We start from the raw sequence: 23922 nt of genomic DNA, 5'->3' as shown, positions 1-23922 counted from the left end.
ATAAGGTCCATGGAAAAGGTCGAGACGCCCTGGATAAACGGATTAAAAAAAACGTGGATCGAACAGACAAGCTGGTTGATACGTTACATCAAATTTTGATTGCGCATAATGAATACGAAAATGAAAAAGATCGTGATATTGCGATTAATTCCATTATCGGAGATAGAAAAGACAAGCTGATAAAGGACTGCGAGGAGCATGCTATATATGCCGGTAAAAACTATTTCCCGTTTCTCTGGAGGTTTCATGCATCTAATCGTGTTGCTCTGTTTGATATAATCAATTCAGTTAAACTGATTTCATCAAACCAAGATAAATCCTTGATTGAAGCCATTGACTTCATAAAGGACCACAGAACAAGCAAAAAGGCCGTTATTGAGATCAGCGAGGATGTAGCCATACCGAATTTATCTTGGGTGCCAGAACGCTGGCAGAAAGCTGCTTTTGGCCAAGTTCTGAAAAATGAGAAACCCGCAAAGGTTAACCGGCAATATTTTGAGCTATGCATATTTTATCAACTTATGCTTGGATTGAAATCTGGGGACACCTGCATTGAAGGAAGCGACCAATTTTCTGATTATCGAGCTCAGCTTCTTAGTTGGCCCGATTTTTATAAAATGATTGATCAATTTGGCCAACAGATTGGCTTACCGATTGAAAGAAAGGCATTTATTTACCATGTTCGATCATGGTTTGAGGGTATTGCGCAGAAAGTTGACAGCTCGTTTCCGAAAAATGAGTATTTAAAAATCGAAAACGGAAAGCCGATGCTAAAAAAATCGCCTAAAGCCTCGACCATCCAAGGTTTGAAAAGATTGGAATCAATAATTGCAGAGCGTTTAGAACCGGTCACGATTTTAGATGTTTTAAATGACACAAGGAAGTGGCTGAATTGGGACAAATGCTTGGGACCTATTTCCGGCTTCGAATCTAAGTTGAAAGAACCGTTTAAAAACTATATCGTTGCCATGTTTTGTTACGGCTGTAATCTGGGTGTGACTCAGACATCAAGATCGATCAAAGATTTCTCTCGTTACCAAATTGCATGGGTTAATCAGCGTCACATTACCGAGGAAAAGCTTAACGATGCGATTGTTAAGGTAATCAACGCTTACGATAAATTCGACCTGCCTAAGATTTGGGGATCTGGAAAAAGCGCATCAGTCGATGGCAAGCTATGGGATTTATATGAAGCAAATTTGTTTGCGGAGCACCATATCAGGTACGGTGGGTATGGGGGAATCGGATATTATCATGTAAGTGACCAATACATTACTTTATTTAGCCGATTTATTCCATGCGGTGTCCATGAAGCCATCCATATTTTAGATGGGCTATTGGAAAATGAATCAGATATTCAGCCGGATACAATTCACGGGGATACCCATGCACAAAGTGAAACTGTTTTTGGCTTGTCATATCTTTTGGGGATTAAAATGATGCCGAGAATCCGGAATTGGAAACATCTCACTTTTTATAAGTCCCGGAAAGAGACGATTTATAAGCATATTGAAGATCTTTTTTCAGATAGAATCGATTGGGACCTGATTGAAAAATATTTGCCAGATATGTTAAGAGTGGCATTATCTATCAAAGCGGGAAGAATTTCAGCCTCATCGATTCTTAGAAGATTGGGAACCTACAGCCGTAAAAACAAACTATACAAGGCATTCAGAGAATTGGGCAGAGTCGTTCGGACAGCATTTTTGCTTGATTACTTGAATGATAAGGAGTTACGAGAAATTATCCAGGCCGCGACATGCAAGAGTGAATCTTTTAATAAATTCGCCAATTGGATATTGTTCGGTGAAGGTGGCCTGATCACCGAGAACAACAGGGATGAACAACGAAAGATAATTAAGTACAATCATTTTGTGGCGAACTGTTTGAGTTTTCACAACGTGGTAAATCTCACAAAAATTATAAATGACTTGGTGGATGAGGGCTACCCCATAAACCAAGAGGTAGTAGGCGGCTTAAGTTCCTACATGACAGCCCATTTCAACCGTTTTGGTGATTTTCGATTAAATTTTGATGAAGATGTGCGTGAATTGGTACATGACATCCATATACCTGAATTTGTAGACTAAACTGAATTAAATGACGGGATTTTGCACGAATCCTCCCCAGACCCCAGATTGTTCATATTTTTATTGACAAGGCTTATTTTGGTATCGTATACATAATTGAATTAAGCTGACTCGGTTGTGTTGCTTAGATAAATATACTCAAGACTTACTTTTCTATATTAGTTTGGAGCAGAGCTGAATCACATACCCTATTTGTAAATGACAATTTGACTAAATTCGACGATTTAAGGGTACCACGAACATTCGCGTGTAAATATACGCTAATTGTGCCACGAGAACAAACGAATGTTTGTTCGTAACTATAAGAGAGAAGAAGGAAGGCCCTTCGATTTCGCTTTTTTAGGAAGTGATATCAAATCGCCTCAAGCGGCTTAGATCAAAAGTCTCGGTCGTGAGCGTTGAGGGAAAAGTCACTATGAAGTGGTAGGTGTGGACTAAGAAGATGAGCGATGAGTGAACCATTGTAAGCGTCGAAAGTTTGATGATGATGTCAGAACCAGGATTTTTAGCGTGCTCTGGAATAAGTCTAAAGGAAACCTAATTACTTGTTCACGGCGGCGGAGCCGCCGTGAATCGCGGTGCTGACTTCGTCCAGCACCGCGATTAGTGCACCACAATGACTATCTCGCCAATCTCGGCATCGGTGAGGTAGACCATATCGTGGTCAGCCATTGCGATGGCGACTATTCGGAGGGCATCGGGGCCTTGCTCAGCGCCGGCAGCCTCCGCGGTTTTGGGTTTTCGAATCTCAACGGAAACAGTCAGTTCACTTTCAGGGAATGGATACATGGCCTCACAAAGCATACCGGATAAACTATTCTCGTCATTTCAGTCAATAGCGGCCCTCGGCAAGAAATACGATAACGAAGACTCTCCTACCGAGCAGTATTACGGGTTTCTTACCAAGATAGAGGATGTCAGTTACCAGGCGCAGTGGTCTGTCCAGTTTGAGCTGGTTCCCAAGGAATGGATGGATGTCGCTGTATTGGGGTTGAAGAGTACGGTCAGATCTCAACCGCCTGCATCACCCGCCACCCTCCTCGTCTTCGAGGATGCATCTCCTGACGACATTGCCAAGAACCTGTCTAGGGATGTCGACGACATCAAGGAGGGTGATTGGTACATGATCACGCTCGGCAAGGGGAATCCTGCCCTACGGCTTCGTTTAAGAAAAAGTTCCTCATCACCTTACAAAACCAAGGCGTGCGGAAAATTTCTTGGCATCAAGAAATCCAGAAAGCTCAGCAGAAGGTTCAGGGCCAGGGGCAAGATATCTGTGAAGGCAATAATGAATATGCTTGCACATATGCAATGTGATGAAATCGGCGTGATGGATGTAGGCGCAGGCGGTTGCAATCTGGTATACAACGATAACGGCGTGCCCCAGTTCTATGTCGATGTCGGCCTTCCGATGTTTGCCAATTTCAATAGTATGCCACCCGCCAACCCGGTTACCGGCTTCGTCGGCATTTGTAATCCTGGTCCCTGCCTGGCAAACAATCCGCCAGTAATACTGACACACTGGCACTGGGATCATTACACCATGGCCCATTTCTCCAACAATGCCGCAGCACTAAGAAATCGACACTGGGTGGTTCCCAACCAGGCATTTGGCGGTTTTGCCAATAATGTTTTCAGTGGTATCGCACCGATGAACCGCCATGTCATGCCTGGCCCTCTTCCAGGCGTGCTGGGCGGCAATGTACACGTCATCCAATGTGTTGCCTTGGCGCCGGCGGTAGGCTTCAACAATACAGGGCTGGCCGTGGTTGTTAACGTCGACAACATAAACAACAGACGTGCCTTGCTTCCAGGCGATGCCGCTTTCCAGTGCATTCCCGGCGTAGGAGCCATCGCAGGACTTCGCTGGATAACGGCCACACACCATGGTTCTGATACCAACATCATTGCCGCTCAAATACCCGCCGCCCCCAATGCCATCATAGGCAAGATTGCCTATTCATACGGCATCAGGCCGAACGGGGTTCACTGCTACGGCCACCCACGAGCTGCCGCGATAAATGCATACCATGCCAGAGGCTGGGGACCGAGGGGGGCACTTGATGAGCCGGCCACGGCTGAGAACCGCCCCAATTCAGGCGAGAATCCGAGACAGAGGGGAAATATTCTGATGTGCAATAACGTCATTCCGCCTCCCTGCGGAGTAGCCAACTGCCCGTTTCACGTATTTCCGAAGACGCTGGTTTAGACGATTCACGAGGAGGCAGAACAATGGCAAAAACGACCACCTATACCGAACTCTTAAACCTTGTCACGGGACTGAAGGCAGGTGACGTGTTTACCGTGGGGCCGAAAGACATCGTTCCAGACATGCTGGATAGCCTTAGCGGCTTGTCACTTACCTTCACGCTCACGGTAACAAGCAGTTCCGTGGATGACGCTACCCATACCATCACAGTGGTCGGAAATGCGACCTTATTCGGCATTGCCTCCATGACGGCCAGTCTGGAGTTTTCGCCCAAGATCCCGGACACGGTTTCGGGGCCTTTCATCATGAGCATGAACGCTACTCCCCCCTCGGGCACCAAGTGGAACCTCCTGCCTGACTTCGTGATTTCCGGTATGACAGTCGGTTTTCAAGCTGACCCCGAGACAGAGGTTTATTCGGCCTTTGTCGGTGGTGACCTGGTGGTGGGATCGGACCATCCCCTTAGCCTTCCCATGCAGCTGGACATACCGGCCTATAACGATATCGATTGGTCGATTACCGGGACTGTCGACAAACAGCCGCTAAGTGTTGATGCCTTTTCCGCGCTTGCATGTGGGATGAATCTGTCAGACTACCTGCCGCCACCACTCAACACGCTTGCCAAATTCGGCATGAGCGATTTTGAGCTCGCCTTCAATCCATCGGCGGGTAAGCTGAGCTACACCTATCTTATTATCGAGTATTCGGAGCCTTGGTCAGTTCTTGACGTCATCTATGTCCAGCGCGGTGGCGTGCAACTGAAATTCATGGTCGACTTTCTGGAGTCAACGAATAGCTACGTAGAGCTGGAGGCCCAGTTTTATATTGAAACGGTACCGGTCGATATCGGTGCCCATTTTGCGCCTGATGACTTGATTGTATGGGGGCGGCTGCAGGAAGGTAAGAGCGTCAACATATCGGATCTGTTCAAGCACTTCAATGTCACGCTGCCATCCGGCTTTCCCGAGGTGGTCATCAATCGGCTTGGCGTCATGGTTTACCTATCGTCCAACACCTACAGCTTTGACATGCAGGCTCAACTATATGCCGGCTGCACTTTGAAACTAAATGACCTTACCGCCAAGGTGTCGGTCGCCAAGCCAAGCGGCGAAGCCGTCACAAATATTGACGGTAACTTCTATGGAACCATCGTCATTGACGACAAAACCACACTTTTCCTCGAAGCAAAATATGATGGTGAAGGCGGTGGTTTAACGCTCTGCGGGGATGCCGAGAACATCCCTATCGGTTCAATCATAACCTATTGGGGAAACGTATTTGGCATAACGGAGGTTCCCAAGCCGATAAGCAGCTTGAAAATCAGAACCCTCTCAACGCAATACAATACATCAAGCGGAGACTTTACCTTTAACTGCACCGGTTACTTTACGATTTACAAAAAGCCGGTGGAAGTCACTTTCAGTATCGACATCACCCACACCAAGAACGGTGACGAACGGCTGGAAAGCACCATTGTCGGCAACGCGGGTTACAGTGCAACCTTCGCCGGCTCGGTCAAATTCGCCAACCTGGAATTTGACATTAAATTCAATACCCAAAGTGGCGGCATTGATATATTTATTGCCGACTATCAACATACGGGAAAGGATTCCGAGGTCAGGCTCAAGGATCTGATTGCCGGGGTCTCAAAAGAGCTTGCCAGCCCCATCCCTGAAGATATCTCCATTGGTCTCAAGGCCGTCAAGTTTGCCTTCCTTGAAGAGGAAGATAAGGAAACAAAGAAAAAAGTAAAACACTTCCTGTTTGGCGTCGAGCTGGGCGCTTCCATCGGCCTGACCAGCCTGCCACTGATTGGGGACAAGCTGCCCAAAGACGCCACGGTCGAGTTCAACGAACTGCAGTTTGCATACTCGAATCCAGGCTTTGACAAGGATCAGGTGGCGCTGGTGAATCCGCTTCTCCCAACAGGGCTGATCAAGCTTCCCAAAGATGGCCTGGCTGAAGGTGTGCTCATCTCAACCAATCTGCAGTTGGGTGATAAGAACAAGACACTCTCACTCACCATACCCACCGGCGGATCTTCTGAGCAGGAAATAATCGAAGCCGAAACAAACATGCTTCCGGTCACTGCACCCGCATCTTCATCAACCCCGCCCGTGACCTTGTGGATGAATGTGCAGAAGCAGTTTGGCCCCGTCGGCATACAAAAAATAGGCCTGGAGTATAAGGACACCAGGTTATTTGCCGTCGGTGACATCACGCTCACCGCACAGGTGCTGACCATCGGGCTTCTCGGTGTCGGCATCGGTTCGAAAATCAACAAATTTGACCCGGCGGCCACCCTGGATGGCCTAACCATCACGGTGGCCGAGGGCCCACTGGCAATCAGTGGTGGACTCTATGGCTCGATTGCCCCGCTTAATTTTGATGGCGCACTGATGGTCGAAATGCCTTCGATGACCGTGGGTGCACTGGGCGGCTATGCCCAGAAGGGTTATAACCCGTCCTTCTTCATGTACCTGGCGATCGACCGCCCCCTGTTCGGCTATCCCTACTTCTTCCTGGACGGGCTGGCCGGCGGTGTGGGCTTTAACCGCGATCTTATGATTCCGGATATTGACGGCGTCGCCTCCTTTCCACTGGTCGAGTGGGCCATGGGAACCAACACACCCGGCATGAACCCCTCCGGTAATATTGCCGAGCAGATCGATCAGGTGCTGGGATCTCTGGCGGCCGACATCCCGCCAAAGGTTGGTGAATACTGGATAGCGGCGGGTATCAAATTTTCATCCTTCAAGGTATTGAACTCATTTGCCCTGGTCACGGTCGCCATAGGGACCGACTTCAAGCTCGCGCTGCTGGGCCTGACCAACGCAAGTCTGCCACCCAATGTCGGTGAAGGCGTGCCCCCCATAGGCTATGTAGAGATGGCCCTCAAGGTCACCTTCTCCCCGTATACCGGCATCCTGGAGGTCTCGGCCAAACTGACACCGGCCTCATATATCCTGACCTGCGACTGCCACCTTACCGGGGGCTTCGCCTTCTTTATGTGGTTTAAGGACAACCCGGATGGGGATGCCGACAGCTATCATGCCGGTGATTTCGTGGTCACACTCGGTGGCTACAACCCGGCCTACAAGAAACCAAAATACTTCCCGACCGAACCACTGCTCGGGCTCAACTGGCAGGTAGACAGCCATACCACGATCAAGGGTGGTATCTACTTCGCCATGACGCCATCGGCCTTGATGGCCGGAGGAATGCTGGAGGCGGCCTGGCACAGCGGTGACCTCAAGGCCTGGTTTACCGCACATGCCGATTTCCTGTTGCCGTGGAAGCCCTTTCATTACGAGGCAGGCATCGGGCTTAGTATCGGTGTCTCCTATAAACTCGATCTCCTCTTCACCAGTAAGACGATATCGGTCCATCTCGGTGTGGACTTGTCGCTCTGGGGGCCATCGTTCGGTGGCAAGATCTATGTGGATCTCACCATAATCTCCTTTACGGTCAACATAGGCAACACATCAAAACCCTCGGCCAAGGCAATCTCATGGAGTGATTTCAAGACTTCCTTCCTGCCGGTAAACCAAGCGACCAATACCCTGCTTGATTTGGATACCAACTCAGCTATCGAGACGGACAGCTACTGCCTGTCCTCCGTCTCGGCGGGCCTGGTAAAGGACCTGAGCACCTCCAAAGCCTCACCGAATGACCCCGACTGGGTAGTGAATGCCGAGACGCTGGAACTGGTGACCATGACTGCCCTGCCCACCAAAACCGCCAAACTGATTTCAGCCGGTGACAAACAAAGCAATCTACACGTGGGTAGCTCGGATTTTGGTGTGGGCCCGGTGGGTATTGGCATTGAGGACTTTGCATCCGATCACACCATCACCGTCAACCGGATAGTTGATGGCGCAGCCGACACAAGCTTTAACCTGGCGGATCACGCCACGATTGTGCCGGTAACATCCAACCTGCCGAGCGGCACCTGGGGCGGCAAGCTAATCATCAATCCGAGCATCAACGACGTTAACAAGACACCCGCCAAGATAGAAAACCTGGTGGTCGGCTACTCGATCAAGATGAAACCAAAGGAGCCGGATCACACACCATTACCGATAGCCTTATCGATTCTGCAGCAGGAATGTGAAGGTACGATCAAGTTCAAATGGATGAGCCCGATCATACCGACGACAGACAGCTTTGATCAGAGCAAATCCATGCAAACCTTCCAAAACTCACTCAAGGCAGCTAGCGACACGCGTAGCAATATTCTAAATGCGCTGAATGCCTGTGGACTGGACCTCGACACCACGGTTGATGTGGATGCACTCGCCGAATCGGCCGATACGGTGCTCTGGGGGCCACCGGTACTGAGTTACCTGGGAGAAGAGCGCGCTGCCTGATGGCATTTCGAGCAAAGACCGAAGGAACAACAAGAAAAGGATACATCATGGGCAATGCAAACCCGCCACTTGAGAAAGGGAAGATAACTTTTATCAATAACCATCAGCCACCGCTGCTTGATGGAGAGTACGTCATTACCGTCGAGCAGAAACTGCAGAACAAGAATGCCGCGCCGTCACCAGCCGCTGCCATCAATGAAGCCTATACGAATACAAAACGGTTCCAGGTACGTGGTGAGCGTTTCTCCATCGACTCGACAGAGATAGAAAGTGTCTTTCCGCCCTCCAACAGCCAGGGTGAGTATGAAAATGTCCTGCCGCATATCGTCTTCAGCCGCAAAACACTGCCCTGGGAACGTACAGCGCATGACCAGGCTGACAGCTCATGGCTTGCACTCCTGCTCTTCGATGAAAATGACCCGATCCCTGAAATCCAAAATATCATGGTCGGAGACCTGCAAAGGTCTCCCTTCCCCCACGAAGAAGGTGGTGCAAACCAGGACAGTACACTGCCGGGTACGGCCGTATCCTACCTGGATATCAGCCTGGAATACAGCGAACTGATGTATGACCCCTGCATGGCCATCGATATTCCGGTATCCCTCTTCAACAATATCGTACCGGGGCTTGTCGACCTTCCCTGGCTCACGCACGCCAGAAGCGTCACCCCGGAACAGCCTGCCAGGATGGGCATGGCGGAGACTGACGACATCTCCGTGGAGAGCGCTGTGGTGGTCGGCAACCGCCTTCCCGAGCCAAATACCAAGTGTACGGTTCACCTCGTTTCGTTGGAAAACATGGCTCCCTACCTCCCGAGCGGAGACGATTACACACCGGCCGACATCAAGCTTGCCGACGGAAGCGCTGCGGAAATGGTAAGGCTGGTCTCACTGAAAAGCTGGAGCTACACCTCGGTGGACCCGAAAGAGACTTTTACCGGGTTGCTGATGGATCTGGACAAGGAAGACGGTCTCAGGGTATTCGCCATAAATAATCCCAACCCAAGTGACACCGAGGCCGACAGCTACGTCGCCAATGGCCTAAAAATGGGCTATACGGCAATGAACCACCATACGCGTCAGGGCTGCAAGACGGTCTCCTGGTACCGCGGACCCTTTGTTCCATTTGAGGTGCCACCGACCATTTTCGTGCCGGTGCCGAATGGTGATCCCACGGACATGCCGATTCAGACGGCCGATGAGGCGGTCAGGTATAACCCGGAAACCGGCATGATGGATATTTCCTATGCCTCGGCCTGGCAGATAGGCCGGCTGCTTGCCCTTCAGGACAAAGGCTTCTCCGTCGCCCTGTACAACTGGAAACGCTCCTGCACCCTTGCCACGGTGATGGAATTCGAACGGCAACTGCTCGAACAGGGAGTAGGGGAGACACTGGGGCTTACGGCAAAGGCGCATAGAGATGACCCGTTGGTTATGCATCACGCCGTGGCGAAATTCATCAAAACCAGGCTCAAGCCGTATTTGATAAAGGAACCACCGGAAGACAATGATCCTCCGACAGGCCGGCAGTCCCCACCGGCCGAGATGATGCCTGATATAACCCCTACAGCGTTCAACACACCACAGGGAAATACATTCCGGGAAGGAGACTAGGTCGTGCCGCGATTAAGCCAAAAAAAATCCAAGCATACACATTACCTGCAGTTCATCTCGGATCCGGCCAGGCTGGCCAAGGCCCTGGCCGACACGGAACCGACCGAACAGTTGACGGCATGGCTCAATCGCCTGAAGCGCCTGTATGGTGTCCCGTTCAATTACCTGGTACCGAATGAAAAGATGCTCCCCAACGAGTCGATCCGTTTTTTCCAGGTCGACTTCAACTGGATAGATGCTCTTCTCGAAGGTGCCTGCAGCATTGGCCATGCTAACGAAACCGAAGCCCGGCACGCCGCCCTGCTGACGGCAAAACTGCATGCTGCCTGCGGAATGACCGGGGCGACCGGGAATATCTCAGCCCCGACCCAGGTAACAGGCTTCCTCCTGCGTTCACAGGTCGTCTCAGGCTGGCCCAAGCTGGAAGTCGTGGCCTATGGCCAGGACGGCACGGAGCTGACCAATGTACTTCGGATGGAACATATCTCTCCCTCCCTGCTGCTCTATCTCGTGGAAGGAAAGATAGATCACCTACTACTGCGAGAACCTGCCGTGGGACTGCACTTCGGAATCGACATCAACGGAGAAAAAAATCTCCGTTACGTCACGGTGCCGGCCGACGCCCCGGCCGGAACCAAACCCGGTGATCAGATGGCGGTTGAACCCGTGCCCCCTACTTTCCGGGATAAAGGCAACAGAACTCTTAAGCTCAACCAACTTGCCGCCAATACCGCCACCACACTTTACGCCAACCAGGCGAACAATGCCCCAGACGGCTCAAAGCTACCGTTTACATCGGCCGAGTTCGCACTTGAGATGGTTGAAGGAACACAGGAAGTCGAGTTCCAGAGCAATGGAAGCCAATAAAATAAACGGAGGCTATCACCTGTATGAGCACTCTCTCAAACACCCTTATAGTACCGGTGGATCTGGCCGCCCTTTGTGTGGGGAATACGGATGTTAACGGGTCGGTACAGAGCCCTTATGGCACCAAGGACTTCTCACGCCTGGCACCGGATTTTTCCTTACTGCCCTATGCCGCAGACGGCACCGCCCATAACCAGGGTCCCTATATAAGCAACCAGGTCGTGGCGGAGAGCTTTCAACCGGTCTCGGACCCGCTGGATGTGGGCATACACCTGCACTGGGCCCTTCCCGATGCCATAGCCCACGGTGCTCAAGCGGAAGACAACGGCAGTATCGAGTTTCCACCTGCACCCAATCGCTGGCTGGTGGTACGCATCGCCACCAATAGTGCCGATTCGGAACAGCCCACCAGCGACCTCAAGGCCTGGGTCATAGAAAGCGACCGTCTGTGGGACAAGAGTGGTGATTCGGTCCCGTTGAACAAACAAAACCGGAAGAGCCTCGACGTACCGATCCAACCCAATCCCAGCACCGAAAACAATAAGTCGTCAAAGACAATGGGCTGTGCCTTTCCCTTTGACACCTGGTCTGAGGACCCCGGCGCGGAGCGCGGTTCCCTGACGGCCCTGGGTTTCGGGGAACCGACCTATGCGGCGGCCTATGAATTCTGCCCAAACGTCTTCGGCTTCTGGGATACGCTGGAGGATCTTGACCCCACCGACTACCCGCCGGACAGCACCCGAATATCCTATATGTTAAGCGGATGGCACGCCGATGCCTCGGAAGACCCGATGATACGCATCAGCTACACTGCAGAGGCAGATCATGCGCAAAAAACCGCCCATATCAAAGCCTTGTACAAATGGGTCTTCGACGATGATGGCAGCAAGGATGTTCCGACCCGCACGCTGTATAACGCCCTGATGACCGGTATCACCTGGAATGAAGATACCCACTATATAGAACAGAAAAATCCCGGCCCCGATCTGGAGATTGCTGTTGGCAATACCACGGTCGAGGCCCTCTCGGCCCTGCTCGCCGCCCAGCCCGATCTGGCATCACTGCCTAACGTTGAAACGATTCTAAATGCACTGCAGCTCGGCCTGCTCAGCCGCACCTCCCTGCCCGGCGGGCTCGCCGACATGGACGAGGCCCTACATCAGAATGGTTTTGCCTCTTCAAACCACGGCACGATATGGAACGTAAAGACTAAATCGGCGGGCATGGAAGACAACGTGGTGATTACCGACGAGAGCATAGCCGCGGCGGCAAGCAACAAACTGGACCGGCTGCCGCCGGAGATCGGCAACGCCCTGAACACGCTAAATGCCAGTCAACAGGCCCTCGACGAAGCCGCCCTGGTCATCAGCTCGCTGAGGGCCAGGATCTTTGCCGACTGGTATCGCTACATGAAGATCGAGTACGCCCAGCTGCCGCCGGCCAACGTCGAGATCAGCAGCAACGAAGCGATGGAATTCATTCAAAGCGAGTTGTCGCTGTTAAACGACAAGATCAACGACCTGGCCACGCTGCAGGCGCAACTGGAACAGAACAGGCAAACGCTGAACGGGCTTATCGGTGACGACTATGTGCTGCTCCCCACCGCTTCAGCGCGCTATTGGAACCCGAACGACCCGGTGGTCCTTTTTTCCGGCGAAGATGTCAAGCCGCCCTACCGCTATAACCCCGTCGATGCCTGCGATAGCGACGGCAACCTCATCTGCCGTCTCAGCAGCAACATCATCTCCGCGATGATGTTCAACGGCGGCGCCTTCACGCTGGAAGCGGCCAACCTGCCCGGTCTGCCGACCTCGTCGGCGCTGGTCTTTGTGGGGCCGCTGCAGGCCCTGCTGGGCGAGGCCTTTTTCATCGACACCAACCAAGCCTGCCTGCTGGCTGCCGGTATCGCAGCGCTCGGCGGTGACGACAACCCGGCGCTAAGCAACCTGTCCGCGTTTACCGAAGCGGTCAAGGCGGCGCAGCATAATCTCTTCGCGGATGCCAGCGCCTCAAGCGACATCGCCTTTACCGGCCTGGTGCCAAGCTTCGCCTCATTCAAGCAATGGCGCGCACCGTGGATACCCATCATCATGCAGTGGCAGACGACGCATTATCCAAACGTCCTGCCCCCCTACGCGGAAGATGTCATCACCTCGCAGTATGGGCTGGATGCTGACGACATCGACCTGACCTTCAAAGGGACCATCCCGGTGGACCGCAGCAACGCCCGGACCTATCAGGGCACCATCGTGCTGACCCACAATACCGAGATCAACATCAAACAGCAGATCAGCAACTACATCGCCAACTTCCCCGACGACGACCGTGACGGCGAACTGCAGCAGATGCTGGATGAGATAAGCCTGTCCATGCAGGCCCAGGCCCTTAGCGGCTTCAACCAGGACTTCCTCATGCTTGACCGGGTGCTGCAAATGGAGGTGTCCGATCCACTGGCCATCCTCAAGGGGCTGTTTTTCTCCAATTTCACCAACAAGAAGGTCAACCAGGCGGTCGGCGGGGAAAATATCGATTCACCCAAGGAGAACAACACCTTCTGCCCATTGCGCAACGGCGCGATGGAGCTCAGCCGGCTCAGGGTCATTGATGCCTTCGGCCAGGTCATTGATATCGAGAAGCCCGCCGTTATCCGTGCCGCCGCTCTCAAGACGGCCAGCGACCCCTCCGGCCTGATCAGCCTGCCGCCGCGTATCACCCAGCCGTCCCGGCTGCTGTTCAGGTGGCTGTCTGCCCAGGACGACCAGGTTGAAGTGAACAGCCATCCCGCCACCACCCCGGTATGCGGCTGGGTGCTGTTCAATCATCTTGACGAGTCGCTGGTGATCTACGATACGCATGGCAACGCACTTGGCTCGTTCAACCAGCATGGTCAGTTCTGGCAGGGTGCCCCCGGCAACCAGGATACCTACAATAAAGACATCGAAGAGGTCTTCGCCAATGCCAATCCACACCTCAGGAACTTCGCCCTGGGCATGAATGCCAGTGCCGACCCCGCCGGCTATCTCGGTGAAATGCTGCAGGTCATCAATGACAGTGTCACCGGCATCTCTCCAACCAATTACAAGGAGCAGAAAAATCTGTCGGTTCTGATCGGCCGCCCGTTGGCCCTGGTGCGCGCCTCGCTATATCTGGATTTGATGGGCCTACCGTCAATGAACCAGAACAAAGACGCCTTCAAGGCCGCCATCGATGGCGGTGACCCGTCGGTGCGTGACGAGGGTGGTCTGCCGCAGCTAAAGGTTCCGGTGCGCCTGGGTGACCTGAGCGATATCAATGACGGCATGATCGGCTACTTTATCGATGACGGCGCCAAAACCGCCTATCGGACGTTTTACGCCCCGGCGGCCACATCCTCTGACCGCCATGGCGTGGTGGAACCGGCCTTCGACCAGATCGTGGTCACCGCCGATCCGGCGGCCCCGCCGGTGCTCATCTGCATGCTGATGGATCCCCACGCCTCGGTCCATGCCACCACCGGCGTACTGCCGATGAAGGAATTGACCATCCCGCCGGCCATCATCACCGACGACCTGGATGCGATGACGGTCACCTTCCTGACCACACCGGTGCTCAACAGTGGCGAGGCCAGCATGCCGGTGCCTGATGAGAGCGGCTACATCTGGAACTGGGTCACTGAGGAACACGGCGTCGGTCAATGGACCATTAACCCAATCAGCGCAGCCGGACCCAGCGGCCCTATTACCCTATTACCACAACAGGCGAGCGAAGGGTGGCTGAAACTCCAGCCGAACCCTAAGCCCAAAAAGGAGAATTGAGCATGAGCCAACAGCCACCGGTTGAGTTCAGCATCGTCAATAAGTCCAATGACGAAAGTGTCATTTATATCATCCAGGACGCCAGCAAGAATGAGCTGGTCTTTACCTTCACCTACGGCGGTTCTTCACCGATCACGCTCAAGGGCGGCACCCTCGTGGATGAGGGGAGCATCACCTCAGCCGGACCAACCTCTCTTTACTTCACCATCACCACCATTCTTACGTCCGAGGAATTCGCCGCCCTAAAGGTCACCCCACCCAAGGGATGGCAGGCACATCGATTTACCAGTTGGGCATTGACCCCGATAGAGGATATCGTGGTAAACAGCGGTGACAACTTCTCGTTTACCCTAAGCAACATCAGCGCTGGCGGACAGGCGGGACCGGGCTCGTTCAATGTTGACTATTACAATATTCCGGGTGTTGCCGATTTCGGCATTCAGCTGAATCTGTTTCTTGAAGAGCTGCCCACCACCCATAACAAGCTCAGGGATGTGCTTGCACTGTCTTTCGTCGACGGCAACGAGGTCTTCATCAATGTCAACGACCAGGATCAGATACCCTCCAACACGCTGATACTCAGGCTGGACAATACCTCGGCAAAGCCCATCGTACCGACCGGCACCACACCCACAAAGACACCGGTATTCTACCTGAGCTTTGTCACCGCGAAACAGGCACCCGGCTATGGCGCCTTGGCCACCATCGACAGGACCAAGGATATCAGGGTCGGGATATACAAGGATTATGGTACCCAGTGGACGATTCAGGACCGCACCCAGTTCGACCCGCCCCACTGGGCAATCTACCCGAAAAGTCCGGAGATACTCGGCACCGGTGCAAAAGCCATTGCCGAATTCAGGATTGAAAATATCGTGACCGACTTTGAACCCTCATCCACCAATCTCTACCTGCAGTCATCCAACATCCCCAACTATGATGATGGCTGTCAGGCGCTGGTAATAGAAAAACAGGTACCAAAACTTGCCATCAAGGTTCTTGAGGCACAGCAAAACAATGTTGAGAGCGGTACCGAGGTCGAACTTACCTGGAAGACATTCAACGCCAACCGGTGCACGTTAAGCCCGGTAAATGACGGCAACATTGATGTACCGATTCAGGAAAACGGTGGTTACAAGGTTTATCCCGCCAGGACGACAACCTATACGCTGACGGCCTATGATGATCAGCTTGCCACGAAAACGGCAAAAACCGTTACCGTGGACGTCCTTGATGTAAAAATAATTAATTTTCAGGCCACCCCGGCAACTGGGGCGCATTACGGTGACCCGGTCACGCTTACCTGGGACACCCTGTCCGCCGTGACCTGCACCGTAGAGCCACCCATTAACGGTACACAGAAAGTACCAAATAACTCAACGGCCACCATCATCCATCCCACAGACACCGTTCACTACACCCTCACGGCAAATGGTCAGGGTGGGCCGGTCAGCAGCGAACTGGATGTCTTTCCGATACCTAATGGCTGGAAAAAAAAGGAGATAGCCGGGCCTTGGGATACCTGGGGACGCCCGGTGATACTGTCATTCAGCAACCGCCTGTGGTTCCTTGCTGGTGGTACGGAGGATGTGAACAGTTGGGTATTCAATACACGTGACGGCTTCAACTGGCATGTCGTTACCAACAATGCTGCCTTTTCTCCCAGGGGCCAGTCCGCCGGCTGTGTCTTCGACAACAAGATGTGGCTCATGGGTGGTGAATCCAGAATCGATGCCGGAAGCAGCCGTGTCGTCGATGAAATTTGGTATAGCACGGACGGTGCTATCTGGACACAGGCCGCAGCTACGGGGCACTGGAGTGCACGGTCAGGGCTGGGATGCATCGCCTTTTCCGGCAAGTTATGGGTCATGGGCGGTGTGGATGCCTCCGGAACACGCTTAAAGGATGTCTGGAGTTCGACGGACGGTGTCACATGGGAACAGGAAACAGAGGCCGCCATCTGGCCCGCCCGTAGTGAATTTGGCCTGACGGTGTTCAACCAGAAACTCTGTATCGTTGCTGGCATGACAGCGGATGGTGTATTGGCTGATGCCTGGCAGAGTCGCGACGGTATTTACTGGAGTGGCTTAGGGGGCTTAATAAACTGGCAGGCCAGAAGTGGTGCTAATGTTCATGCCATAGGCTCAAACCTGTATGTCATTGGGGGTAAGGACCAATACGGAAACACCATTTCCGATAATAATATTCTAGGCAGTGATGGCAACTGGAATATGGGCCTTGGTCCAGGCTGGCGCAATTCAGACAATGAAGGTTCCGCAACCTTCTATGGTGCCATATGGTTTACTGGCGGCACGATAAATGGTGCCAGTAATAATAAGACGGTGTGGGCCTTCGGGCCACCTTAATCGGGCCATCGCAATTCTTAGAAGCCAGGCCCATATCGCTATTCTATTTATTTTGAACGGGACGTGTTCCGAGGCTTGACAGCCTGTGAGATGAACTATACTCAGCAGGCTTTTGTAGAACTTACGACTCACGAGTAAATTACAACAAGGAGGTGAACATGGAAGACAATGCACCGACATGGACGCAGGCGGTTTCTTTTATCAGCTCAGCCACGGCAGAACACACCTTATTTTATCTTTACTGTAAAAATGTACCCGTGGGTTCCGCGGTTTCATTTTATGCAGACAACGAACTCCCCGATGGGCAGAAAATAGACCTGCCGATAACACCCGTTATGAAGTCATCCAGTTTCCAGGCAGGTGTGAGCCTCCTCATCCCGGCCAATTTCAAGACCACCATTCATTACTCATGGTATTCCAATGGCCATGCACCCTTGCCCGGTTTCAACATAGCCATGTGTGCCGCAATCATGGTTCAAGCAGGGGAAGACATTCTGCATACCACATCGATTTAACAAAGACCCACCGCGGGTCAAAACCCGCACGGCCCAGGCCGGAGCAAAATAACATCAATAAAGACAAGGAGGATTAAACCATGGCTCAATATGATGGAATTCTTATTAGACAAAACTTGCAGGACACCGGATCAGTACCGCGTACGGGTGGCTGGACCGCCTGCCCCGACCTTATACCCTGGGGCACCGAACCGGTACAGAAACCCACCAGTTTATTCAAGGGTAATTATGATAAAAATGTCGGCCAGGCCCTGGTCGCCAAGGCACAAAACTATATTTACGTACGTGGAAAAAATCTCACCAGCAGTGCATTAACCGGCACGGCCAGGGTATTTTTCGCCCCGCAAAGCATCTTTCTGTATCCAAGCCAGTGGCTTAAAAATACAATGAAAACCACAAATGGCAGTGAAACCAGTGATATAACGGATGTGGCACCGAATGACATAGGCGTGACAATAGATCCCTTTACCTGGATACCCTCCGATATCAACGAGCACCACTGCCTCATTACCATTGTCTCCACCCCAGACCATCCCTATGAAAGGCAACTGCCCGGAGACAACATCACCTCCCTGAATGACCTGGCCGCATGGATTGCCAAGACCGGTGGCACAGGCTGGCATAATATTCAGATCACCACAGCCGGCGCCCCCACCTTTACCAACAGCACAAAATACCCGGGTTCCAGCACCGCCGAAAAGATCATATTCACCCTCACCGCCGAAAACCTGAAGATCGGAACCGAGATATCATTCTCGTGTGGAACGCCCCTACCGGACGGGACATACATCAACCTGCCCAAAACCAAAGTAACCAAAGAGACTCAGTTTCAGGTGAGCCTGACCTACGACGTGCCTGCTGGCTGGGAATCGGAAATGTCTTACTCATACTATGAAAACGGACTAGGAAAACTGCCACGCTTCAGGGTGTCCATGAGTGCATCGGTCGTCTCACAGGGGAAGGATGCGGTTGCAGCATATGCAAAACCGGCCCTGGAGGTATTCCCAAATTCACTTCACCACGATCTAAAGACAGGCATGCTTAGAGATATGCCCGTATACAACATTGTCCCGGTGGGTAGTGACTCCACCCAGGTAAAGTAAAAAGGAGAATAAAAAATGTCGATTAGATACCTAGACCTGTTCGTCAGAAGCAATCTCAAAGAAGACAACGACCTGCCACGCAACGGCAAAACTCTCTCGGACTCGCCTGACATCATTGCCTGGGGGGATGGCTCGGCCGAAGACCCGGCCAGCTCATTTTCCGGTAACTATGATCAGTACGTCGGCAAAGCAATAAGTTATGGGGAGGACAACTACATCTACGTCCGCGCCAGGAATTTCAAGGATGGCGCACAGAGCGGAACAGTTATCCTTTACCAGTCATCAAAATCCAACCTGTCTAACCCCGATGCCTGGACACGCATATCAACAGGCACGGGCAATAACAGTGTTCCCATCGCTGTAAACGATGAAGGCGATATCGCCGTGACAGAACAGGCTTTTGTATGGACGCCGGACAAGCCATCGAGCGAAAACCCATACTCACTCATAGCCGTCGTATACACCGACGACAACCCGAACCCGGTGAACCCGGATTCAATGAATCCAATGGATATAAAGGATCTCGTCGTCAACAATGGGGGGGTAGGCTGGATGGAATATGCCGTCCCCAAGCCGCCGGAAAAAGGCCTGACCAGCACCACGACCACGTCAATCGTCCTGAATAATACAGCAGGTGATAACCTTTCGTTTATGGTGAGATGCAAAAATGTACCTGTTGGTGCCCAGCTCTCATTTTCCTCGGACAATAACAATGCAAATGGCGAATCCATATCATTACCCAGAACCACGGTGACCACGCCCAATATGGAGCCATCCATCCCGGTCAGTCTCGATGCAAACTACTCTGCAAACATTACGTTGAATCTATATGCAGAGGATGTAAGTGCACAAAGCAATTATTCACTGACCTTTGAATGTCTGAAAATAACCGGCAGCGGCATGAGACAGATGGTTGTCAGTCTTGGTGGCTTTAGTACAGAAATACTGCTATCGGAGAGCTAACCAGGTACTAGGCCCAATGACCACATAGCTGCATAAAGTGCCAACTTTTTCCCAAAAGTTGGCAAAAGAAGGAGACCATGCCAAAACGGGGGCTAAGCCGCCTTTAAAAGGTTTTCCGCCTCACGCGTCATGCCGGGATACCATTGACAGAAGGTATCCCTTAAGTCTCCGTTGAGGGTCTGAACACGCACTTGGAGTAACAAATGCGCCCCCTGTTTTGTCCAACGCATCTGTTGTTTCTTCACCATTCGTTTGCTGATGACCTCATTCACCGTGGACTCCACAAATGCCGTTGAAATTATTTCCCCGTAGCGGTGGCGTTCCCCATAATTTGGAATGAAGTTTTGATTTGAGGAAATGTAGTGGTGAAATTCACCGAGAGCTTTCCCAATCTTTAGTATAACGGACCAGCGGGGACATTTGTACGAAAAGGTACGGTTTGAAACGCTACACTTATGCTGCATGTGTTTTGGTCATCTATTCAGAAAATTAAAAATCGAACAAGGTATACCTTTTTGACAGCCTATAAAATACCGTCAAAAAGATCATTTTTTTTATTGTTGACACTTTTTATAAAAAGGTCCAAGGCATTATTGACAGTTGAATAGAGATTTTTACCGGGAAAGATGTCATGACCATTTTTACTTGGAGACCATACCAAACCGGGGGGCAGTGGGGAAATCAGAATTTGTAGACGTCTCGACGATGACCGATACGAACCACAACGACTTTTACAACGACGTCCTGAATTTCATAAATAATTCGATAATCCCCAATGCGATACTTCCACAAGCTGGCCAAATTGCTTTTCAGGCCGTCCCCGAATCGCTTGGGGTCTTCTTCAGTGGCAATTCTTTCAAACAGGTACCGCAAAGTACGCTTTGCCTGTTGCCGATCAATTCGAGCAAGTTCTTTTTCAGCATCCTTTTGAAATTGGGCTACCGATATAACGCGGGACAGTTTGACACGGGGATGAGAGTTTTGCAGGACCTAAGCCTCATGAACCAGGTGTTTCGGAGAAACCTTGTTTTAAAGGGCGTCCCGGCTTAAATCGGTAGCCTGAAATTCAACTTTCCAGGCCATATTGCTCCATCAAATTTTCAAGAGGAATAGTCTGATCTCCGCTGCGCTTCATATCTTAAATGCGTTTTTCGGCTAAATAAACATCATCCATTTCATCTATATATTTCAAAATGGCTTCACGGATATAAAAGGCTTTTGACCGACCCGTTTCTAAAGCCAGGGCCGCTAATCTTTTTTCTGTTTCCTCTGGTAATCTTACTGATGTTGGCATATTAACTCCTTTTCATGAATACATGTATTCACATGTATACTTCAAAAAAAATTTGTCAACTACCCCATTGTACAACAGAGGGGTTGATATCAAGTTCCGGTAGGCCCAGAGGATGGGATAATTGGCAATAGGACCCGTCGTGCGATCAAGCAATTTCAGAAACAGCAATCAATTCGAATTGATGGTGAGCCGTCGAAAAAAGTTACTCAATAAGCTGCGGATAGCAGTTGATCGCTATAGGTGAATGGATTATTCATTTTGGCTCCCAAATTACACAAAGAACTATATATGCATTTGTGTATGAAGTATTACATCTTATGTGTAAAATCAATGGGACTTTAAAAAGCCCAATGACCACATAGTTACATAAAGTGCCAACTTTTTTAAAGTTCGTTTTGATAGACGCTTTTAATCTCTTCGGGCTGGATGCACAGATAGTCTAAAGTTTGCTTCTGGCTGGAGTGATTGAAACAAACCATTAATTCGGGAATCCCAACGCCAAAGGTGACCCGCTGATGATATCCCCAGGTTTTTCTTAGGGAATGGCTGGCATAATTCCCTTTCAGGTTGATATCCTTAGACCATTTTTTAACCAAAGTGCTCAGGCTGGAAACCGTCAGAGCCTTTTTGTTTTTCCGGTTATTCAGAAAAAGGAAGTCATCATCCGTATATTCTTGCGATCTAAGCAGATTTTGAATAGCTTCAATGCAAACTCTGTTTAGGTTAATCCGTCTTGGTTTGTGTGTCTTTTTTTCCTTCAGGGTAATTTCTTCCCCGGGCTGAAGGTGCCTCACTTGATGAACTTTGATACTCAGCAGATCTGAAGCCCGAAGATTGGTGTTGATCCCTAAAACGAATAAACAAAAATTTCGAGGAGAATCCCGCAATACTTTTTTAATCAGCTTAATGTCTTTTTGTTTCCGGATCGGCTCAACAGAAATATGGCTTCCCTTCTTAGGATGATTTAAATTTTTCATGCGTTAAATAATCCCCAACTTTTAATAAAAAAAAATATAAAAGTTAGGATATAATTTTCAAAAAAGCAAGCCAGAATTTCAAAAAAACACCCCAAAGCTTTTATTGATAAGCTTTGGAGCTGATTTCTCCATTCCCAACTTTCGGATGAAAGTTGGGAAGTGATTAGAGAAGAAGTCTCTTAATCTGAATCAAAAAACTTTCTCAAAACAGCGTGGTCACTCAAATCTATTCGTTTCGGCACTCTCTCGATTTTACACCTTTTGTCCCAAACCCACTGGCTGGCTGCCCGGACCTCACTATAACGACAGATGTCTAAATGAACAACGATCAATAACAAAAGAAGTAAACGCCTTTACTGGCAAGGGTTACACACAACATAAATAGACACATTGCGGGGTTTTGTTTTTCTAAAAAAATACTGAAAATCAACGTCGCTAATCAGGCGTGCGGCTTTTCGCATCGGCTGAATTTGCTTAGTTAGCAGTCATAAGATCATCATTTTTTCTTTTCCTCTTACAGGCCAGAGATAAAATTCCGATAACGGCTTATATCCAACGCCAATAGATCCGTCTACCATATACAATACCCATGCATAATTCGTATCATACATGCTCGTGGTTGAAGACCAATAAAATTTCTGTACATCATTAAATAAATGACCATCCAGCAAAGCTGGAGAATGTTGGCTCATATCTGTTAAACTCTCCAGTTCAATAATATTGGGGACTCGCCAATCATTGTGTCCATATACCAGTTCTGTATTCATCTTTGAAATCAAATTAAAAGCCGAAGCCCAATCCGTCATTTCACTATGGAAATTTGCATCTCGTAACCATGTCAGACCTGTATCATTGTCATAGATAGTCTGTTTATTATTTATGAAACGATCCCTGGTGAACTCAATGCCTGCCTGTAACTCGCCATCTTGACCGGTATCATGACAATCTATAATAATACCGCTTTCATCAAAACAAGTCTTTTGCCCGGTCTGAAACAATTTGCTTTTATTCGGGCTTTCTACAGTTCGGACAGGCCAAACCATATATGAACCATATTTCATTCCCTTGAATACTCTGGCACCTCCCAAATGAATGTACCATGCCTGATCAGGCAATCTTGCACAAGTTGAAGAAGTCCAATAGTAACCGGTAAATACGTTTGTAAAAGGATGGTCGATTGGCAGACTTGGATTAATCGTATTATGACTCATCAAACTCAATAATTCTTTACGATTGGGGATTTTCCAATTTTGGTAGCCATAAAGGGTTGATTTGTTGAGCTCTTTAACAATATTTAAAGCCTCATTCCAACTCATGGGGAAATCTAATAAAGCGGCATTTTTTGTCCACATCAAACCCGTCTGCCTATCAATTACAGTTTCATTCTCTAACAAAAAACGATTCATTCTCCTCCTTGTTTTTAAATGAAAGCTCTCACGGTAGGAAAGCCAGTTATCGGCACCTATAAGTGCAGCAGAGAGGTCTCCCTGTCCCACTCTCTGGGCAGTTACCCGGGTCAACCGACAATTTCTCAGGCGAAACCTTCATCCGCTGGTATCCTGCGCCCTCGCGGCGCCCCAATATGTTGTATCCGGTACAGCTCTCTGAAAAACGAACACTTATAGACAAAAGGCTCGCTCGGTTGTATTTCTAAATTTTGCTGATTTGTAACTCTCTCTAAAAGCGGTGCTATTGAGAAATTTATGTTACTAAAAAATGCAGCCGTTAGAACGAATCTTAAACGGTTGCATTCTTATTACT

At 50.3% G+C, this 23922-nt stretch carries 14 protein-coding genes and 2 pseudogenes; 11 read left to right on the top strand and 5 right to left on the bottom strand.

Annotated features, from left to right (window positions below; genetic code table 11):
* Nucleotides 1-53 precede the first annotated feature (53 nt).
* The 10 genes from EYB58_RS18435 (at nucleotide 54) to EYB58_RS18390 (ending at nucleotide 19890) form a co-directional block, all read left to right on the top strand.
* Nucleotides 54-2090, top strand: a complete 2037-nt coding sequence (locus EYB58_RS18435) for a Tn3 family transposase (RefSeq protein ID WP_131072108.1) — start codon at nucleotides 54-56, stop codon at nucleotides 2088-2090.
* 733 nt (nucleotides 2091-2823) lie between these two features.
* Entirely contained in the window at nucleotides 2824-4299 is a 1476-nt protein-coding gene (locus EYB58_RS18430) for a hypothetical protein (protein WP_131072107.1), read from the top strand.
* Nucleotides 4300-4322: 23 nt separating this feature from the next.
* A complete protein-coding gene (locus EYB58_RS18425; RefSeq protein ID WP_111958692.1) occupies nucleotides 4323-8669 on the top strand; it encodes a DUF6603 domain-containing protein in 4347 nt (1448 codons plus the stop codon).
* Between the two features lie 47 nt (nucleotides 8670-8716).
* A complete protein-coding gene (locus EYB58_RS18420; RefSeq protein ID WP_111958694.1) occupies nucleotides 8717-10282 on the top strand; it encodes a hypothetical protein in 1566 nt (521 codons plus the stop codon).
* A 3-nt stretch (nucleotides 10283-10285) separates the two neighbouring features.
* On the top strand, nucleotides 10286-11149 hold the full coding sequence (locus EYB58_RS18415) for a hypothetical protein (RefSeq protein ID WP_111958696.1): 864 nt from the start codon (nucleotides 10286-10288) through the stop codon (nucleotides 11147-11149).
* A 23-nt stretch (nucleotides 11150-11172) separates the two neighbouring features.
* Entirely contained in the window at nucleotides 11173-14943 is a 3771-nt protein-coding gene (locus tag EYB58_RS18410; protein ID WP_111958698.1) for a hypothetical protein, read from the top strand.
* Between the two features lie 2 nt (nucleotides 14944-14945).
* Nucleotides 14946-17309: a Kelch repeat-containing protein gene (locus tag EYB58_RS18405; protein ID WP_111958700.1), complete on the top strand. Its 2364-nt coding sequence runs from the start codon at nucleotides 14946-14948 to the stop codon at nucleotides 17307-17309.
* 158 nt (nucleotides 17310-17467) lie between these two features.
* Nucleotides 17468-17824, top strand: a complete 357-nt coding sequence (locus EYB58_RS18400) for a hypothetical protein (protein ID WP_111958702.1) — start codon at nucleotides 17468-17470, stop codon at nucleotides 17822-17824.
* A gap of 80 nt (nucleotides 17825-17904) precedes the next feature.
* Nucleotides 17905-18927, top strand: a complete 1023-nt coding sequence (locus tag EYB58_RS18395) for a hypothetical protein (protein WP_111958704.1) — start codon at nucleotides 17905-17907, stop codon at nucleotides 18925-18927.
* A gap of 15 nt (nucleotides 18928-18942) precedes the next feature.
* Nucleotides 18943-19890, top strand: coding sequence for a hypothetical protein (locus EYB58_RS18390; RefSeq protein WP_111958706.1), 948 nt, complete (start codon nucleotides 18943-18945; stop codon nucleotides 19888-19890).
* 92 nt (nucleotides 19891-19982) lie between these two features.
* Here the strand turns inward: EYB58_RS18390 and EYB58_RS18385 are convergent.
* The 3 genes and pseudogenes from EYB58_RS18385 to relB all read right to left on the bottom strand — a co-directional run.
* Nucleotides 19983-20276, bottom strand: a pseudogene (locus EYB58_RS18385) (ISKra4 family transposase); the annotation flags it as partial.
* Between the two features lie 295 nt (nucleotides 20277-20571).
* Nucleotides 20572-20838: a type II toxin-antitoxin system RelE family toxin gene (locus tag EYB58_RS24855; protein ID WP_111958708.1), complete on the bottom strand. Its 267-nt coding sequence runs from the start codon at nucleotides 20836-20838 to the stop codon at nucleotides 20572-20574.
* Nucleotides 20839-21028: 190 nt separating this feature from the next.
* Complete coding sequence (gene relB, locus EYB58_RS18375; RefSeq protein WP_165477781.1) at nucleotides 21029-21184, bottom strand: type II toxin-antitoxin system RelB family antitoxin; 156 nt, start codon at nucleotides 21182-21184, stop codon at nucleotides 21029-21031.
* Between the two features lie 111 nt (nucleotides 21185-21295).
* Between relB and EYB58_RS24850 the strand changes: the two are divergent.
* Nucleotides 21296-21397 (top strand): annotated as a pseudogene (locus EYB58_RS24850) (peptidoglycan-binding domain-containing protein); the annotation flags it as partial.
* Nucleotides 21398-21567: 170 nt separating this feature from the next.
* On the opposite strand, the gene EYB58_RS18365 reads toward EYB58_RS24850, so the two are convergent.
* Both EYB58_RS18365 and EYB58_RS18360 read right to left on the bottom strand, forming a co-directional pair.
* Nucleotides 21568-22161, bottom strand: a complete 594-nt coding sequence (locus EYB58_RS18365) for a tyrosine-type recombinase/integrase (protein WP_111958710.1) — start codon at nucleotides 22159-22161, stop codon at nucleotides 21568-21570.
* A 485-nt stretch (nucleotides 22162-22646) separates the two neighbouring features.
* Nucleotides 22647-23567, bottom strand: coding sequence for an Lcl C-terminal domain-containing protein (locus EYB58_RS18360; RefSeq protein ID WP_111958712.1), 921 nt, complete (start codon nucleotides 23565-23567; stop codon nucleotides 22647-22649).
* Nucleotides 23568-23922: the final 355 nt, after the last annotated feature.

The sequence above is a fragment of the Desulfobacter hydrogenophilus genome, from assembly GCF_004319545.1.
Lineage (GTDB): Bacteria > Desulfobacterota > Desulfobacteria > Desulfobacterales > Desulfobacteraceae > Desulfobacter > Desulfobacter hydrogenophilus.
The sequence above is the reverse complement of the archived record's forward strand: the minus strand, read 5'-3'. Positions and strand labels throughout refer to the sequence as shown.

Coding starts and splice junctions, on each gene's coding strand:
- EYB58_RS18400 (WP_111958702.1), top strand. CDS start 17,468: ATGGAAGACAATGCACCGACATGGACGCAGGCGGTTTCTTTTATCAGC.
- EYB58_RS18390 (WP_111958706.1), top strand. CDS start 18,943: ATGTCGATTAGATACCTAGACCTGTTCGTCAGAAGCAATCTCAAAGAA.
- relB (WP_165477781.1), bottom strand. CDS start 21,184: ATGCCAACATCAGTAAGATTACCAGAGGAAACAGAAAAAAGATTAGCG.
- EYB58_RS18360 (WP_111958712.1), bottom strand. CDS start 23,567: ATGAATCGTTTTTTGTTAGAGAATGAAACTGTAATTGATAGGCAGACG.
- EYB58_RS18425 (WP_111958692.1), top strand. CDS start 4,323: ATGGCAAAAACGACCACCTATACCGAACTCTTAAACCTTGTCACGGGA.
- EYB58_RS18395 (WP_111958704.1), top strand. CDS start 17,905: ATGGCTCAATATGATGGAATTCTTATTAGACAAAACTTGCAGGACACC.
- EYB58_RS18365 (WP_111958710.1), bottom strand. CDS start 22,161: ATGAAAAATTTAAATCATCCTAAGAAGGGAAGCCATATTTCTGTTGAG.
- EYB58_RS18420 (WP_111958694.1), top strand. CDS start 8,717: ATGGGCAATGCAAACCCGCCACTTGAGAAAGGGAAGATAACTTTTATC.
- EYB58_RS18410 (WP_111958698.1), top strand. CDS start 11,173: ATGAGCACTCTCTCAAACACCCTTATAGTACCGGTGGATCTGGCCGCC.
- EYB58_RS18405 (WP_111958700.1), top strand. CDS start 14,946: ATGAGCCAACAGCCACCGGTTGAGTTCAGCATCGTCAATAAGTCCAAT.